The sequence below is a fragment of the Lysobacter sp. GQ73 genome (genome assembly GCF_059758755.1).
This window is the reverse complement of record NZ_JCAXEE010000001.1, coordinates 338,425-354,059: the sequence shown is the minus strand read 5'-3', so window position 1 is coordinate 354,059 and position 15,635 is coordinate 338,425. Positions and strand designations below refer to the sequence as shown.

The following is a 15,635-nucleotide window of genomic DNA, read 5'->3' as shown; positions in this document are numbered from 1 at the left end:
GCCGACGACGCGCGTCCTGCGCGTGCGCCGGTGCCGCGTCCTCAGCGGAAGCGGTAGTCGAGTTCCAGCCAGAACTGGCGGCCGTAGGGGTCGTAGTTGCCGACCGGATAGAACGGCCAGCCGCCGCCGCTGCGGTCCGCCGGCGGTCTGGAGTCGCGCAGGTTGTTGACGATGAAGGCGATCGAGCCGCGCTCGTTGAAGCGATAGGACACGCTGCCGTTGTAACGCGTGTACGGGGCGATGCGGCCGCTGCCGTCGCTGTTGGGCAGGCTGCCGTAACGCAGGGCGACCAGGTTCGAGGTCCAGGGGCCGATGTTCCAGGTCACCCCGGCGTTGACCTTGCTGCGCCAGTCGGTCGCGTCGAGCGAATCGCGGCGGTCGGTCTTCTCGTCGTCGGAGAACTGCTGGTAGTCGTGCTTGAGTACCAGGGTATAGCCCAAACGGCTGCTGAAATCGCCGTAGCGGCCGGCGCTCCAGCGGAAGTTGCTCTTCAGGTCGATGCCGTCGGTGCGCTCGGAAGCGGCGTTGATCGCGTTGATCAACACGCGACGCACCTGGTTCGGCTGCACAGCGGCATCGGCCGGGTTGCGCAGCACGCGGCTCAACGCGTTGCGGCATAACGGCGAGTCGATGTCGCGGCTCTCGCCGCCGACGGTCGTGCCGAGACGGCAGTCGGCCTCCTCGCGCAGGATGCGGCTGCTGCTGAGATTGGTGACTTCGTCCTCGAGGCGGATGCTGTAGTAGTCGAGCGACACGTCGAAGCGTTCCGACGGCGACCAGACCAGGCCCAGCCCATAGGACTTGCCGTTTTCCGGCTTCAGGTCGCGATTTCCGGCGCTGGTGTAGTCGATCGCCAGGCCCGAGTAATCGCAATCGTCGTAAGGCTGGCCGGCGGTGCGGCAACGCCAGTAGTCGGTCATGCCCGGGTTATAGCCGCGCGTCTCCGCGGCGAAGATGTAGTTCATGTCCGGTGCGCGGAAGCTGGTCGAAGCGCTGCCGCGCAACAGCAGATTGTCGAACGGGCGGTATTCGAGGCCGAGGTTCCAGGTGCCCTTGCCGGATTTGCGCCCGGCGAAGCGGAACTCGTCGTAGCGCGCCGCCGCCGATGCGGTCAGGCGGCTGAAGAGCGGCACGTTGATTTCCGCGCCGATGGCGTAGCGGTCGCGCTCGCCTTCGGCGCGCGTGCCCGAGCTGGTGTTCCAGAAGGTGCCGTTGCCCAGGCGCGCATCGGGACGGTTGCTGTAGCCCTGGTTGCCGGCTTCGAGCACACCGGCGAATCCGACCGTGCCGGCCGGCAACTCGAACAGGTCGCCGTTGACGGTGAAGCTGAGGTTCTGGATCCAGGCCGCGTTCTGGCTTTCGTAGAAGCCGGTCAGGCGTTGGTAGTCGGCCGGGGTCAGCGGTTGGTACAGGCGCGCGGGATCGGGGTTGTACACGCCGATGCCGTTGCGCGTGCCCAGGCGCGGGCCCAGGTAGAACTCGTTGATGCCGCTGAGAAACTGGCGGCGCTTGGTGCGGTTTTCGTAGCGGCCGCGGTTGTAGGCGAGCTCATAGTCCCAGCCCGACTCGCCGAAGCTGCCGCGCAGGCCGGTGGTGAAGGCCCAGGAGCGTTCGAGGAAGCGGTTGTTGTTGGCGTGCGCCGAGCCGATCTCTTCGGGCGCGATGCGTCGGTACCAGATTTCGTTGAGGCCGCTGGCCTGGTTGTAGAAGTAGTTGTTGTCCGAGGTCCAGCTCGGCGCGCGGGTGTTGTTCTCGATGCTGGACACGCCCAACTGCAGGTCGGCGAACACCTCGGTGCGATCGCTCAGGCGCCAGGTCAGCGAACCGTAGGCATCGGCGTTCTTCTTCTGGGTCTGCACCGTCCAGAACGCCGGCGAGGCTTCGTTGCTGCCGCAGTACCAGCCCTGGCGCGGATTGCGCGTGCGCTGCACCGAGCCGTGATACAGCCCGGAGACCGCATCGCAACCCGCTCCGGGGTCGATGAACCCGTTGCTTTGCGCGTTGCGCCGGAACGCCACCTGGGTCGGCAACAGCGCCGTGCCGGCAGGCTGGTCGAGCAAGGAATCCATAAAGTCGCGCTGATCGCCCCAGATCGCCTGGCGATGCAGCAGCTCGATGCCGAACACTGCGTCGAACCGGTCGCCCGACGCGCCGCTGACCACCTGCAGCCGCTGGTTCTGGCCGCCGCCCTGCTCGGTGCCGCCGACGCGCAAGTTGACCTCGGTGCCTTCGAACTTGTCCTTGAGGATGATGTTGACCACGCCGGCGACCGCGTCCGAGCCGTAGATCGCCGAGGCGCCGCCGGCCAGCACTTCGATGCGCTTGATCAGCGCAGTCGGGATGTTGGCGAGGTTGACGACGTTGACCGAGCCTTCGTAGGCGAGCGGGTAGTCGACCAGGCGCCGGCCGTTGACCAGCACCAGGGTGTGGTTGGGGCCGAAGCCTCGCAGGTTGATGGTGTTGGCCGCCGGGGTGAAGGTATTGCCGAAGTCCTCGCCCTGCACCGAGCCGGTGTTCTGGGTCAGCGCGCTGATCGCATCGAAGGCGCTGCGATAGCCCTGCGCGTCGATCTCTTCCTTGCTGATGACGGTGACCGGCGAGGGCCCTTCCAGGGTCGCGCGCGGAATGCGCGAGCCTGTCACCACGACTTGTTCGAGGTCGGTCGCGGCCCGCTCGGCGGGCGGAGCGTCCTGGGCCATGGCGGCGCCGGACGCGGCGATCGCCGGCAGGGCCAGGGCAAGAAGAACGGAAAGCGGTCGGCGTCGCAGCCGCAGGACAGCGTGCATGGGAAATCCTTGGCAGAAGGGGGTGGCAGGCCGCGGGGCATTGCTTTCCCCGGCGTCGCGGCTGGCGTGCGATTCATCTTTGTTGCTCTGCAGCAGACACTGAAATGAAGGCGCTGCATCTGCATATGGCGACCGGGAATTTGCCTTGCGCCGCAGAGCCTGCCGGCCGCGCGGGCACGGCGTTGTGCGCTCGCGCACGAACCCGCTGCGAGCCGCTCGTGAAGACGGCGCCGGCAATTCGACAGAATCGGCAAAACCGCACGCTCTGCGTTCGCACACGTTCTCCTTGCTCGCGTGACGGCTCGCACGTCCATGCCGATAACTGCGCCATCGAGGTGAATTCGTCTTCACGGGTACGCACTCGAACAGTGACGCAGCGCATCCCAGGCCGGAATGATCTGTGACGCAACCGGGACTTTGCCGCTTGCCCGCGGCATAAGCTCGCGCTCCCCGACACGACCACGACAGGAGCGCGCCGATGACCCGCTCGATTACCGCCTCCGAACAGGCCGCGATCCGCGCTCGATTGCAGGATCGGTACGGCACGCTCGGACGCAGCACGCCGTCGAAAGCCGCGCGCGCCAAACTCGAGGCGACGCGCGGCCCCGCGCCCGACGTGCAGGCCTCGCCGATGCTGGTCTCGCCGCTGGACCTGCCGCGTCCGCCGTTCGTGGTGCGCGCGCTCGCCAGCCTCAGCTACGGCGCCACCGCGCAATCGATCAGCGAGTTCAACGCGCTCGGCACCACCGACACCCAGCGCCTGGCCAACTACGTCGACTGGCAACTGGACTGGGCCAACATCGACGACAGCGCGGTCGAGACGCGCTTGCTCAACGCCGGCTACACCACCCTGGGCAAGTCGCTGACCCAATTGTGGGCCGACCACGTCAAGCCGAACCCGGTCTACGAAGTGCGCATGCGCCCGGCCTGGGAAGCGCAGCGCGCCGCGCTGGTGCGCGCAGTGCATTCCAAGCGCCAGCTGCGCGAGGTCATGGTCAATTTCTGGCACGACCATTTCAACGTCACCGCGAGCGACTACGACGCCGGCCCGGTCTACGTGCACTACCAGCGCGACGTGCTGCGCCCGCACGCGTTCGGCAATTTCCGCGCGATGCTCGAGGAAGTCGCCAAGAGCACCTCGATGCTCTACTACCTCGACAACGCCTCCAACACCCGCGCCGGCCCGAACGAAAACTTCGCCCGCGAGTTGCTGGAACTGCATACGCTCGGCGCCGAGCATTACCTGGGCTTCATGGACCCGTTCCAGGTCCCGCCGGATGCCGAAGACCCGACCTATCCGGCCGGCTACACCGACATCGACGTTTACGAAACCGCCTCGGCCTTCACCGGCTGGTCGATCAAGAACGGCCACTGGCAGTACCCGACCGAGAACGACGGCAGCTTCGTCTATCGCCAGGCCTGGCACGACGCCGGCCCGAAGTTCCTGCTCGGCCGCATGCTCTATCCCGAGCAGCCGGCCTTGAAGGACGGGCGCGACGTGCTCGACCGTCTCGCCAGCCACCCGGGCGTGGCCCGCTTCATCTGCAAGAAACTGATCCGCCGCTTCGTCAGCGACACGCCCAGCCCGACCCTGGTGGCCAGCGCGGCGGCGATCTTCCGCCAGAACTGGCGCAGCCCCGACCAGATCGCGCTGACCGTTCGCCACATCGTCCTGTCGAGCGCGTTCGCGCAGGCCTGGGGGATGAAATCGCGGCGCCCGTTCGAAGCCGTCGCCGCGGCGATGCGCACGCTCGGCAGCGACTGGACGATCGCGGTCGGCACGCCGAAGAGCGACGAATTCGCCTGGCGCATGGGCTTCACCGGTCATGCGCCTTACGAATGGCCGGCGCCGAACGGCTATCCCGACACCCAGGCCGCGTGGTCGGGTTCGGGCAGTTACGCGATGACCTGGAAGATCCTCAACTGGATCACCGAAGCCCAGGACGGCGGCGTGCCGATGGCGCCGATCCTGGCGACCACGCGCAGCAAGGTGCCGTCGTGGACGCCGACCAAGCTGGTCGATTTCTGGTGCAAGCGCATCCTCGGCTATCTGCCGACCGCGGCTCGGCGCCAGACCCTGATCGCCTTCATGGCCCAGAACGGCGACCCGCTCAGCTACGTGGTCACCGACACCAACGCCTGGGCGGCGAACGACCTCAAGCGCCACTACAACCAGGACCGGTTGCGCAGCATGGTCTCGCTGATCCTGATGTCGCCCGAATTCCTCAGCCGCTAGCAGGCCGCCGACATGACGCTGACCCGACGCGAGTTTCTCAAAGGCACCGCCGCCCTCACCGCCGGAGCGGTGGGCGGCCCCGCCCTGCTGTTCGCCAACCCCGCCTTCGCCGCCGCCAACGGCCACGACACCGTCGTGCACCTGTTCCTGCGCGGCGGCCTGGACGGCCTCAACCTGGTCGTGCCGATCAGCGGCAACGACCGCAGCTTCTACGAACAGGCGCGGCCTAACCTGTCGATCGCCGCGACCGGCACCTACGGCGCGCTGCCGTTGACGCTCGGCACCGGCGCGGCGACCGGCTTCGGCCTGCACCCTTCCGCGAGCGGCCTGCGCGATCTGTGGAACGCCGGCCATCTCGCCATCGTGCACGGCTGCGGCCTCGCCACCAGCGTGACCCGCAGTCACTTCGACGCGCAGTTGTACATCGACCTGGGCACGCCCGGGCAACAAGGCATCGGCAGCGGTTGGCTGACGCGCGCGATGAACACCCAGCCCAACCTCAGCGGCGCGGAAAAACTGCCGGCGCTCGGGGTGGCCTCGCGGCAACCGGCCGGGCTGCTCGCGTCGGTGCAGGCGCTGACCATGGCCAGCCCGAGCGATTTCGCCCTCAATGCCGGCGCCTGGTCGTGGCAGACCGCGCGGCCGGATTCGCCGGTGGGCTTCCGCGGGGTCAACGAAACCCTGGCCGGCCTGTGGACGGGCACGACCGCGCTCGAACTCGGCGGCCAACGCGCCGACCGCGCCTTGCAGGTGATCGCGCGCCAGTCCTACAGCGCGCCGCCGGCCGGCTGGCCGACCAGCGGTTTCGCGCAACAGCTATGGACCATCGCCCAGTCGATCCAGTTCGACCTCGGCCTGCACTACGCCACCTTGGATCTGGGCGGTTGGGACACCCACGACGGCCAGGGCACCGCCGGCAGCGGCTACCACTACTACCAGAACAAGATCGCCGAACTCTCGCAGGCCTTGTCGGCGTTCTATGCCGCGCTCGATGCGAGCGGACACGCCTCGCGCGTGACCGTGGTGGTGCAGTCCGAATTCGGCCGCCGCGTGCGCGCCAACGCCAACGGCGGCACCGACCACGGCTACGGCAACCCGGTGCTGGTGCTCGGCGGCCCGGTCAACGGCCGGCGTTTCTACGGCACCTGGTCCGGGCTCGATCCGGAAATCCTGTCGCCGCATTTCGGCGATGTGCCGGTGACCACCGATCACCGCCAGGTGCTGTCGGAGATCCTGGTGCGGCGGATGGGAAATACCGACCTCGCCACGGTATTCCCCGGCTACACCGGCTACGCGCCGCTCGGCCTCGTGCGCGACTTCGGCACGGTGGCGAAACCGCTGCCGGAGCTGCGCCGGCTGTACAAACCGGCGGCGAAGCCGGCCGCGGTGGACGACCCGGATCTGCTGGAGCGCTTGCTGCGCTACGTGCGGGAACTGGTGGACTGAGCGAGAGCGCGAGCGCTCGCTGTCTGTTCGCTTTCCTTGTCGCAACCCGAGTTTCCCCTTCCCCCTTTGAAAGGGGCCCAAGGGGAATTGCGGTTGCTCCAAACGACCGACTACGCCCCTGCGAACTTCTCCGCGAACAGCACCGACACCCAATCCACGAACACGCGCACGCGCGGCGACAGCTGCCGGTGCTGCGGGTACAGCACCGACACCGGCACGCCGGCGCTGCGGTAGTCGCCTAGCACTTCCACCAGGCGGCCATCGCGCAGATAGGGTTCGATGTGATGCCGCGGCAACTGGATCAGGCCGCAGCCGCGCAAGGCCGCGGCGACATAGCATCCGGCCTCGTCGACCGAAATCCACGAGCTCAACGCGACCTCGCGCGGCTCGCCGTCGACGATGAACTCGAACGGATAACGCAGCTCGCGATCGCGCGAGAAGAACCCCACCGCCTGGTGCGCCGACAACTCGTCCGGATGCCGCGGGGTACCGAACTGCGCCAGATACTCGGGGCTCGCGCAGGTCGCTTCCGGCATCACCGCCAAGCGCTTGGCCACCAGCGAGGAATCGCGCGGATTACCGGAGCGCACCACGCAGTCGATGCCCTCGCGGACCAGATCGACCAGGCGGTCGCCGCTGCTGATCGCCAGGTCGACGAGCGGGTAGCGGGCGCGGAATTCGTCGATGCGCGGCAGGATGATCCCGGTCGCGTGCGAGCCGTGCAGGTCCAGGCGCAAGGTGCCGCGCGGATGGCTCGCGAGCGAGCGCAGCGCCGAATCGGCGTCGTCGAGTTCGGCGAGCACGTGCACGCAACGTTCGTAATAGGCCCGGCCGTCGAGGGTCGGCCGCACCTGGCGCGTAGTGCGTTCGAGCAGGCGCACGCCCAGGTTCGCTTCCAGCTCCTTGATCGCATGAGTCGCGGTGGCCTTGGGCAGGTCGAGCACGCCGGCGGCGCGGGTGAAGCTGCCGAGTTCGACGATGCGGGTGAACAGGCGCAGGGCCTCGAGACGGTCCATGGCGTGCTCCGATGCGGGCCGTGGCGACGATTGTTGGCGATTATTGAATTGTATTGCCAATCAGGCCTGATTTATCCAACCCTAGCCAATCAGCAGACTGCCTCCACCGCGGCACCTGGCATCCCGCCGCCGCCCATCGGAGCCCAGCCATGTCGACTACTCAGCCTGCCTCGAATCCATCGGCCAAGACCCAGTCGGGGCATACCCGGTCAGCGCTGGTCACCGGCGCCTCGCGCGGCATCGGCCGCGCCATCGCCCTGCGCCTGGCCGTCGACGGCTACGCTGTGATCGTCAACTACGCCGGCAACGCCGCCGCGGCCGAGGCCGTGGTCGCGCAGATCGGCGACGCCGGCGGCCAGGCCATCGCCGCCCAGGGCGATGTCGCCGATCCGGCCGCGATGGAGCGCGTGTTCGCCCTCGCCCTGCAGACCTACGGCCGCCTCGATGCGGTGGTCAACAGCGCCGGCGTCATGCCCTACGTGCCGATCCAGGGCGGCGACCTGGCCGAGTTCGACCGCGTCGTCGACACCAACCTGCGCGGCAGCTTCGTCGTGCTCGGCCTGGCCGCGCAGCACCTGCGCGACGGCGGCCGCATCGTCGCCCTGTCGACCAGCGTGATCGGCAAGGCCTTTCCGACCTACGGCCCCTACATCGCCTCCAAGGCCGGCGTCGAAGGCCTGGTACACGTGCTCGCCAACGAACTGCGCGGCCGCAACATCACCGTCAATGCGGTCGCTCCCGGCCCGGTCGCGACCGAACTGTTCCTCAACGGCAAGAGCGAAGAGCAGATCGCCCATTTCCGCGGGCTGTCCCATTGGAACGGCTCGGCACGCCGGAGGAAATCGCCGCGGCCGTGTCCTTCCTCGCCGGCCCGGACGGCAGTTGGGTGAACTCGCAGGTGCTGCGGGTCAACGGCGGCTATGTTTTCTGAGCGTCCTCGCCGCGGCCGCAGGCGCAAGCCTGCCCGCGGCAGCGCCGTCGCCTCAGTTATCGGGCTTGGACGCGTCGCGCTCGAAGCAATGCTCGCCGGCCGGATGGCGCCAGCTGCGCGGGTAGCCGACGGCCGCGGCGCGACGCCCGGCGTCCTCGCGTCCGGTGTCGGTGGCGAAGGTCGCGCACAACCGGAAGCGGCCGGCCTCGCCGGCAAGATAGCGATACGGCGCGGCGGTGACCGGGTCGACCGTGCTGAGGGCCACGCCCGGCTGGTTCGCCAGGCTCGCCAGGTCCGGCGGCAGGCGCGTGTGCCGTTTCCAATAATCGCGCACCTCATTGTCGATGCGGTCGAGCTCCTGGGTACGACGTTGGTCGAGCCTGACGTCGCGCTGCGCGCCCGGGCCGCCCATGACCGTGACCGCGGCCGTCACCGCCGCCGCGATCGCCACTGCGGCTGCGATCAGCAGCCATCGTCCGACCGGTGCGCTCATGCCGTGTCCTCCTCGCGGCGCAGGTCCCACAGGTAGTAACCGAACACGCTGCCGGCGATGCCAGCGACCACCAGCACCTTCAGCACGAAACGCAGGCTCAGCTCGCCGCCGAGCAGGTTGAAGACCAGCGCGGTCATGTCGCCGATCAACACGGTCGCGGCAATGAATAAGGTCAGGTAGGTCAACCAGCGCCGCACCGGCGACAGCCGCTTGATCGGATGCCGGGCGACGTCCCGCGCGACCCGGTGGGCGACGAAGACGAACACCGGGAAAGCGATCACCAGCGCCGACACCGACCAGCGCAGCGAGTCGTCGACGCTCTTGCGCCAGAATTCGTAGCTGGTGTCGGCGGCGTCGGGCCGGGCGAGGTTGATCAGGTCGAACAACAGGCTGCCCAGGTTGTAGGCGACGAAATACAGGGTGCTGAACATCACCAGGTAGGCGAAGGCCTCGCGCGCCGACAGCGAGGCGCGCGGCTTCGGCACCGGCAACACGAAACCGACGTCGGCATAGGCGTCGAGCGCACCGCGGGTCTGCTCGGCGCTCCAGCCGGCCGCCGCCAGGGCCTGCGCCGTCGCCTCCTTGGTTTGCCCGCGCAACAAGGCTTCGCGTACGAAGTTCTCCAGTTCCAGACTTCCCGAGGCCATGGCCGAGGCTCCTTAGAGGACGGCCGAATGTAGCAGCGCCGCGGCCGCTGTGCGCAACTGCCGACGAAGTAGCGGAAAACGCTACCCACAGGACCGGGCGTCGCTACGCCGAGTGCTTGTCGCCGTGCCGGGCTTCTGCGGCGGCGCGTGCCGCCGTTCGTCGACAGTGGCCACGACCGCGCCGGAATGCGGCTATATTCCGCGAAAGCGCGATCGAAGGCCCGGCGGAACCGCGCCGAGCCATCGCCGCCGCCCGCAGATGCACGCCGACCACCGCACGCCCGCCACAGCACGCCCACCACAGGCCGAGCCATGCGCCATACAGACGATCCAAGGCCCGCACGGCGCTCGATACTGGCAGCGGTACTGGCCCTGTCGCTGCCCTGGTACGGCGCCGCGGCGCAAGCCCTGGCGCTGCCCTCGCCCGCGCCGGAAACGAGCAAGCGCGTGCCCGCGGCATCCATGGAAGACTACGCCGCGATTCGCAAGGTGCTCGAGCGTTACCTCCAGGCCGGCCGCGAGGGCAACAGCGAACTCATGCGCGCCGCGTTCCTGCCGCAGGCGACCATCCATGGCCTCGCGGCCGACGGCAGCCTCAGCGGCGGCCCGATCCGCAGCCTGTTCGACTACATCGACAGCGCGCCCGCGGCCGGGCAACTGCAGGCGCAGATCGTCTCGATCGAGATCGTCGGCACTGTCGCCCAGGCGCGGGTCGAGTCCGACCGGTGGAACGGCGCGCGCTACAGCGACCTGTTCCAACTGTTGAAGGTCGGCGGCGAGTGGAAGATCCTCAGCAAGGTCTACCACACCCACTGAGGGCGGCCGCTCCATCAGGGCGTCGCCACGACACTCTCCTGCAGCAGCGGCGCAAGCCGCGGCCGCGCTGCGACGGCCATCGACGCAGCGATCCATCGCCATCGATCACCGCGGCGGACTTCAGGCGCTGCCCGGTTCCGAAGCCTCGCGATTGCGCACCGGCCGCATCACCTGCTTTTCCACGCACGGCGGCAAGCCTTCGGTCGTCAGCGCCGCCTCGCGCCGGTAGACGCTCGGCGGCATGCCGACCAGTTCGGCGAAGCGCGTGCTGAAGGTGCCCAGCGACGAGCAACCCACTTCGAAGCAAACCTCGGTGACGCTGAGGTCGCCGCGGCGCAGCAGCGCCATCGCCCGCTCGATGCGCCGGGTCATCAGGTACGAGTACGGCGATTCGCCGTAGGCGGCGCGGAACTGCCGGCTCAGATGCCCGGCCGACATGCCTATGCCCTGGGCCAGCGCCTCGACATCGAGCGGTTGCGCGTACTCGCGGTCGATGCGGTCGCGCACGCGCCGCAATCGCACGAGGTCGCGCAAGTGAGTCGCGGTGTCGGAGCCGTTGGTCATCGGCGCGATCGTGCCATGGCGCGCGCCGGTGCGACCAGCGCCGCGAACGCGGCGCGCCATGAGCCGCAGCCGCGACGCGGCGCGCCACGAGCCGCGGCCGCGACGGGGCGCGCCATGAGCCTACGTCGTGGACGAGGCACGCCTGTGAGCCTGCGCCGCGAGCGCAGCACGCCGGTGCGGCCGGCGCGCTCGCCCGCCGGCCGATCGAGCCGCGATCCGAAACTGCGGACGAGTGCTCTTAAATCGTCCCCCGAGCGGGCCTGCCGCCGGCATGTGCGCCCCGGTGCTGCCCTAACCTCGGATTTGGATCGATCTAAACCATTCGATCTCCGCCGCGGCGGCCCCCGCGGTTTTCGGGCCGCCCGATTCGCCCCTCGCCGCGCGACCGTCGCGGCGGCCGATCGTCGAGCCGGCCTCCTTCGCACACTCAAGGACATCCTCATGCCATCGAGATTGAGCGCTCCACTACCCCGGCCGATCCTGCACCCGGCCCTGCCGTTCGCGAGCCTGCTGCTGTGCCTGGGTTTCGCCGGCACCGCCTCGGCCGCCAACCTCGCCTTGAACCGGCCCGCCACCGGTTCGGCCGCCTGCAACGCCAACGAAGCGCCGGCGAAAGCCTTCAACGGCAGCACTGCCGGCGGCAACAGCGACAAGTTCTGCTCCTCGGCCAGCAAACGTTGGCTGCAGGTCGACCTCGGCGCCAGCCGCTCGATATCGAGCTTCGTCGTCAGGCATGCCGGCGCCGGCGGCGAGCCCGCATCGTTCAACAGCAAGAACTTCAGCATCCAGACCTCGGCCAACGGCAGTGCCTGGACCACCGCGGTCAGCGTGAGCAACAACAGCGCCAACGTCAGCATCCACCCGGTCGCGGCGACCAGCGCGCGCTACGTCCGCCTCGACATCGCCACGCCGACCCAGGGCAGCGACACGGCCGCGCGCATCTACGAGTTCGAAGTCCACGACGCGCCGCCGGCGAGCGAGAAACTGGTGCAGGTACTCGACCAGGTGCCGCAGTTCGGCATCTACCGCAGCACCGAGCCGACCACCTACACGCCGCCTGCGGGCGTGCTGATGTGGAAGCGCGGCACCGAGTACGCCCGCAAGCTCAGCGACGCCGAGAAGGCCAGGGTCGGCGACGACGTCGCCCTGCGCATCACCTACCACGCCCAGTGCGATCCCTACGATCGCTTCGCCTCGGCCTTCTTCATCAGCACGCCGAAAGGCGTCACGCCGACCGTCGACACGCCGCGAGTGACCTTCACCGATTTCATTTCGCCGTTCAGCGACATGTGGCAGGGCAGCAAGGCGACCCGCGTCTACCCCGATGCGCCGATGAACCCGTATGCGGCCGCGCTGGCCAACCCCGACCGCGACATCTGGGTCGGCATCAGCGGCGGCGCCAACCCGCAATACGGCGGCGACGCCTGCGAACAGCACGGCGTGACCGATCCGGCGATCGCCGAGGTCGGCTTCAAGTATTCGCTGGCGCTGGTCTCGACCCAGGCGCTGACGCCCGGCAGCGACCCGGATGTGATCGGCCTGCTGTCGCGCTCGTCGGAAAAAGACGACAGCATCGCCACCGCCACGGTCTCGCACACCGCCAACCTGGGCATCGCCACCCTCGCCGTCAGCATCGCCGGCTACGGGGCTTCCAGCGGCGGCCAGGAATACACCCACACCGACATCGCGGTAAAACTCAACGGCGCGCAGATCGCCACCTTCAGCACCAGGATCGATTGCGCGAGCTACGAGCAGTTCAGCCCGCGCGGCAACCCGGGCATCTTCCGCAACAACACCACCACCAACCCGCGCAGTTGGTGCCCGGGCGCGCTGGTGCCGATGCGTTATTTCGATCTGGGCAACATCGCCGGCAAGACCCTGCAGGTCGGCCTCGGCGTAGGCAACCCCTCGCCGTGGACCGCCGACTCGCAGTACGTGACCAGCGTGAGCGTGCTCGAGCACTGATGGCGCACACGTAACGAAACCGCACAAAAGAAAAGCGGGCCGAAGCCCGCTTTTCTCGAATCCGACGTTGCGCGCGTGCCGATTACTCGGCGGCGACGCCCTCGCCTTCTTCGACGGCCTTCATCGACAGGCGGATGCGGCCCTGCTTGTCGACTTCCAGCACCTTGACCTTGACCACGTCGCCTTCCTTGAGCTTGTCGCTGACCTTCTCGACGCGCTCGTTGGAGATCTGCGAGACGTGGACCAGACCGTCCTTGCCCGGCAGGATCGTCACGAAGGCGCCGAAGTCCATGATCTTGGCGACCTTGCCTTCGTAGATGCGGCCCGGCTCGACGTCGGACACGATCTGGTCGATGCGCGCCTTCGCGGCCTGCGCGGCGGCGGCGTTGACCGAAGCGATGACGATGGTGCCGTCGTCCTGGATGTCGATCTGGGTGCCGGTTTCCTTGGTGATCGCCTGGATGGTCGAGCCGCCCTTGCCGATCACTTCGCGGATCTTGTCCGGGTGGATCTTCATGGTCAGCAGGCGCGGCGCGTACTCGGACAGCTCGGTGCGCGACTCGGTGAGGGCGTGAGCCATCTCGCCGAGGATGTGCAGACGGCCGGCCTTCGCCTGGCCCAGCGCGACCTTCATGATCTCTTCGGTGATGCCCTGGATCTTGATGTCCATCTGCAGCGCCGAGATGCCTTCGGCGGTGCCGGCCACCTTGAAGTCCATGTCGCCGAGGTGATCTTCATCGCCCAGGATGTCCGACAGGACGACGAAGTTGTCGCCTTCCTTGACCAGGCCCATCGCGATGCCGGCGACCGGCGCCTTGATCGGCACGCCGGCGTCCATCAGCGCCAGCGAGCTGCCGCAGACCGAAGCCATCGAGGACGAACCGTTCGACTCGGTGATCTCCGAGACGATGCGGATGGTGTACGGGAATTCTTCCATCGTCGGCATGACCGCGAGCACGCCGCGCTTGGCGAGGCGGCCGTGGCCGATTTCGCGGCGCTTCGGGCCCATCATGCGACCGGCTTCGCCGACCGAGTAAGGCGGGAAGTTGTAATGGAACAGGAAATGTTCCTTGTACTCGCCCGAGACGGCGTCGATGATCTGGCCGTCGCGCGCGGTGCCGAGGGTGGCGACCACGATGGCCTGGGTCTCGCCGCGGGTGAACAGCGAGGAGCCGTGGGTGCGCGGCAGCACGCCGACGCGCGAGGCGATCGGGCGCACGGTGTCGAGGGCGCGGCCGTCGATGCGGACCTTGGTGTCGAGCACCGAGTTGCGCATGGTCTGGTATTCGAGCTCGCCGAATTCCTTCGACAGCTCCGAAGTGCTCCAGCCGTCGGCTTCGGCGCGGCCGGCCAGGCGCTGCAGCACGTCCTTCTTGATCGCGCCGATGGCGTCGCGGCGCTGCAGTTTGTCGCGCACCTGGAACGCCGAGACGAGCTGGTCGCCCACGGCTTCCTTGAGCGCGGCGATCAGCGCTTCGTTCTTGACCGGAGCTTCCCACGTCGACGGCTTGGTGCCGGCTTCGACGACGAGCTCGTTGATGATGTTGATGACCTTCTGCATTTCGCGATGGCCGAACATCACCGCGCCGAGCATGACGTCCTCGGACAGCATCTTGGCTTCGGATTCGACCATCAGCACCGCGTTCGAGGTGCCGGCGACGACGAGCTCGAGCTCGGACTCGGCCAGCTCGGCGGCGGTCGGGTTGAGCAGGTACTGGCCGTTCTTGTAACCCACCTTGGCCGCGCCGATCGGGCCCTGGAACGGGGTGCCGGCCAGCGCGAGCGCGGCCGAGGCGCCGATCAGGGCCGGGATGTCGCCGTCGATTTCCGGATTCATCGACATGACCGTGGCGATGATCTGGACTTCGTTACGGTAGTCCTCCGGGAACAGCGGACGGATCGGACGGTCGATCAGGCGCGAGATCAGCGTTTCCTTCTCGGTCGCCCGGCCTTCGCGCTTGAAGAAGCCGCCCGGGATGCGACCGCCGGCGTAGAACTTCTCCTGGTAATCCACGGTGAGCGGGAAGAAGTCCTGGCCTTCGCGCGCGCTCTTGGCGGCGACGGCCGTCACCAGCAATACGGTGTCCTCCATCTTCACGATGACGGCGCCGCCGGCCTGACGGGCGATTTCGCCGGTCTCCAGGGTCACCTGATGGTTGCCGTATTGGAAGGTCTTGGTAATTTTTGCCACGGGTGGGTTCCTTCGGTATCTATGCGTTCCGGTCGGGGCCCTTGCCCCGCTCCGGTCGGCCGCCGGCGCCGGCGACCAATAGGTGGGTGTGCGTTGCGCCGGTCCGACCGGCCGCGTGGCACGTGACCCGGTTTCGCCAGGTCGAAGCCATGCGCTCATCGAGCGCAGGCGGCGTTGCCTCCTGCAACGCCACGCGGGTTTTCATCCCCGCCAAAACAAACCGCGGCGCATCGCTGCGCCGCGGTTGGGTGTCCGGTTAGCGGCGCAGACCGAGCTTTTCGATCAGAGCCTTGTAGCGATCGCCGTCTTTGCGCTTGAGGTAGTCAAGCAGGCTGCGACGACGGTTGACCATCATCAGCAGGCCGCGGCGGCTGTGGTGGTCCTGCTTGTGCTGCTTGAAGTGGCCGGTGAGCAACTCGATGCGGGCGGTGAGCAGGGCGACCTGGACTTCCGGCGAACCGGTGTCGGCAGCGCCGCGCTTGTTGTCTTCAATGATCTTGCTGGTGTCGATCGACATGACTGTGTTCTCTATAGACGCGGGGCC

11 protein-coding genes and 1 pseudogene are annotated in these 15,635 nt (G+C 68.0%); 5 read left to right on the top strand and 7 right to left on the bottom strand.

Going from position 1 to position 15,635, the window contains the following annotated elements; genetic code table 11:
* Positions 1 to 41 precede the first annotated feature (41 nt).
* Positions 42 to 2,786 carry a TonB-dependent receptor plug domain-containing protein gene (locus AC6CH2_RS01490; protein ID WP_498267628.1) on the bottom strand — a complete coding sequence of 915 codons (2,745 nt, stop codon included), beginning with the start codon at positions 2,784 to 2,786 and terminating at the stop codon, positions 42 to 44.
* Between the two features lie 478 nt (positions 2,787 to 3,264).
* Here AC6CH2_RS01490 and AC6CH2_RS01485 point away from each other — a divergent pair, with 478 nt between their 5' ends.
* The gene (locus tag AC6CH2_RS01485) at positions 3,265 to 5,022 is read left to right on the top strand and encodes a DUF1800 domain-containing protein (protein WP_498267627.1); all 1,758 of its coding nucleotides are present in this window, start codon (positions 3,265 to 3,267) and stop codon (positions 5,020 to 5,022) included.
* A 12-nt stretch (positions 5,023 to 5,034) separates the two neighbouring features.
* On the top strand, positions 5,035 to 6,468 hold the full coding sequence (locus AC6CH2_RS01480; RefSeq protein WP_498267626.1) for a DUF1501 domain-containing protein: 1,434 nt from the start codon (positions 5,035 to 5,037) through the stop codon (positions 6,466 to 6,468).
* A 110-nt stretch (positions 6,469 to 6,578) separates the two neighbouring features.
* On the opposite strand, the gene AC6CH2_RS01475 is transcribed toward AC6CH2_RS01480, so the two are convergent.
* Positions 6,579 to 7,484, bottom strand: a complete 906-nt coding sequence (locus AC6CH2_RS01475) for a LysR family transcriptional regulator (protein WP_498267625.1) — start codon at positions 7,482 to 7,484, stop codon at positions 6,579 to 6,581.
* 149 nt (positions 7,485 to 7,633) lie between these two features.
* Between AC6CH2_RS01475 and AC6CH2_RS01470 the strand changes: the two are divergent.
* Positions 7,634 to 8,415, top strand: a pseudogene (locus tag AC6CH2_RS01470) (SDR family oxidoreductase).
* Positions 8,416 to 8,467: 52 nt separating this feature from the next.
* Here the strand turns inward: AC6CH2_RS01470 and AC6CH2_RS01465 are convergent.
* Both AC6CH2_RS01465 and AC6CH2_RS01460 read right to left on the bottom strand, forming a co-directional pair.
* Positions 8,468 to 8,908 carry a hypothetical protein gene (locus tag AC6CH2_RS01465; RefSeq protein WP_498267624.1) on the bottom strand — a complete coding sequence of 147 codons (441 nt, stop codon included), beginning with the start codon at positions 8,906 to 8,908 and terminating at the stop codon, positions 8,468 to 8,470.
* Complete coding sequence (locus AC6CH2_RS01460) at positions 8,905 to 9,555, bottom strand: DUF5671 domain-containing protein (RefSeq protein ID WP_498267623.1); 651 nt, start codon at positions 9,553 to 9,555, stop codon at positions 8,905 to 8,907. Before AC6CH2_RS01460 ends, AC6CH2_RS01465 begins: the two co-directional genes overlap by 4 nt.
* Before the next feature lie 312 nt (positions 9,556 to 9,867).
* Here AC6CH2_RS01460 and AC6CH2_RS01455 point away from each other — a divergent pair, with 312 nt between their 5' ends.
* Positions 9,868 to 10,371: a nuclear transport factor 2 family protein gene (locus tag AC6CH2_RS01455; RefSeq protein WP_498267622.1), complete on the top strand. Its 504-nt coding sequence runs from the start codon at positions 9,868 to 9,870 to the stop codon at positions 10,369 to 10,371.
* Between the two features lie 120 nt (positions 10,372 to 10,491).
* On the opposite strand, the gene AC6CH2_RS01450 is transcribed toward AC6CH2_RS01455, so the two are convergent.
* On the bottom strand, positions 10,492 to 10,935 hold the full coding sequence (locus AC6CH2_RS01450) for a helix-turn-helix transcriptional regulator (RefSeq protein WP_498267621.1): 444 nt from the start codon (positions 10,933 to 10,935) through the stop codon (positions 10,492 to 10,494).
* Between the two features lie 441 nt (positions 10,936 to 11,376).
* Between AC6CH2_RS01450 and AC6CH2_RS01445 the strand changes: the two genes are divergently transcribed.
* Complete coding sequence (locus AC6CH2_RS01445; protein WP_498267620.1) at positions 11,377 to 12,900, top strand: discoidin domain-containing protein; 1,524 nt, start codon at positions 11,377 to 11,379, stop codon at positions 12,898 to 12,900.
* 82 nt (positions 12,901 to 12,982) lie between these two features.
* Here the strand turns inward: AC6CH2_RS01445 and pnp are convergent, their stop codons facing one another.
* Together pnp and rpsO are read right to left on the bottom strand one after the other, a co-directional pair.
* On the bottom strand, positions 12,983 to 15,091 hold the full coding sequence (pnp, locus tag AC6CH2_RS01440; protein ID WP_498267619.1) for a polyribonucleotide nucleotidyltransferase: 2,109 nt from the start codon (positions 15,089 to 15,091) through the stop codon (positions 12,983 to 12,985).
* A 256-nt stretch (positions 15,092 to 15,347) separates the two neighbouring features.
* Positions 15,348 to 15,608 (bottom strand): 30S ribosomal protein S15, encoded by a 261-nt coding sequence (gene rpsO, locus AC6CH2_RS01435; RefSeq protein WP_031370860.1) that lies wholly within the window; start codon positions 15,606 to 15,608, stop codon positions 15,348 to 15,350.
* Positions 15,609 to 15,635: the final 27 nt, after the last annotated feature.

Coding starts and splice junctions, on each gene's coding strand:
- AC6CH2_RS01445 (WP_498267620.1), top strand. CDS start 11,377: ATGCCATCGAGATTGAGCGCTCCACTACCCCGGCCGATCCTGCACCCG.
- AC6CH2_RS01450 (WP_498267621.1), bottom strand. CDS start 10,935: ATGACCAACGGCTCCGACACCGCGACTCACTTGCGCGACCTCGTGCGA.
- AC6CH2_RS01485 (WP_498267627.1), top strand. CDS start 3,265: ATGACCCGCTCGATTACCGCCTCCGAACAGGCCGCGATCCGCGCTCGA.
- AC6CH2_RS01490 (WP_498267628.1), bottom strand. CDS start 2,786: ATGCACGCTGTCCTGCGGCTGCGACGCCGACCGCTTTCCGTTCTTCTT.
- rpsO (WP_031370860.1), bottom strand. CDS start 15,608: ATGTCGATCGACACCAGCAAGATCATTGAAGACAACAAGCGCGGCGCT.
- AC6CH2_RS01465 (WP_498267624.1), bottom strand. CDS start 8,908: ATGAGCGCACCGGTCGGACGATGGCTGCTGATCGCAGCCGCAGTGGCG.
- AC6CH2_RS01460 (WP_498267623.1), bottom strand. CDS start 9,555: ATGGCCTCGGGAAGTCTGGAACTGGAGAACTTCGTACGCGAAGCCTTG.
- AC6CH2_RS01455 (WP_498267622.1), top strand. CDS start 9,868: ATGCGCCATACAGACGATCCAAGGCCCGCACGGCGCTCGATACTGGCA.
- AC6CH2_RS01475 (WP_498267625.1), bottom strand. CDS start 7,484: ATGGACCGTCTCGAGGCCCTGCGCCTGTTCACCCGCATCGTCGAACTC.
- AC6CH2_RS01480 (WP_498267626.1), top strand. CDS start 5,035: ATGACGCTGACCCGACGCGAGTTTCTCAAAGGCACCGCCGCCCTCACC.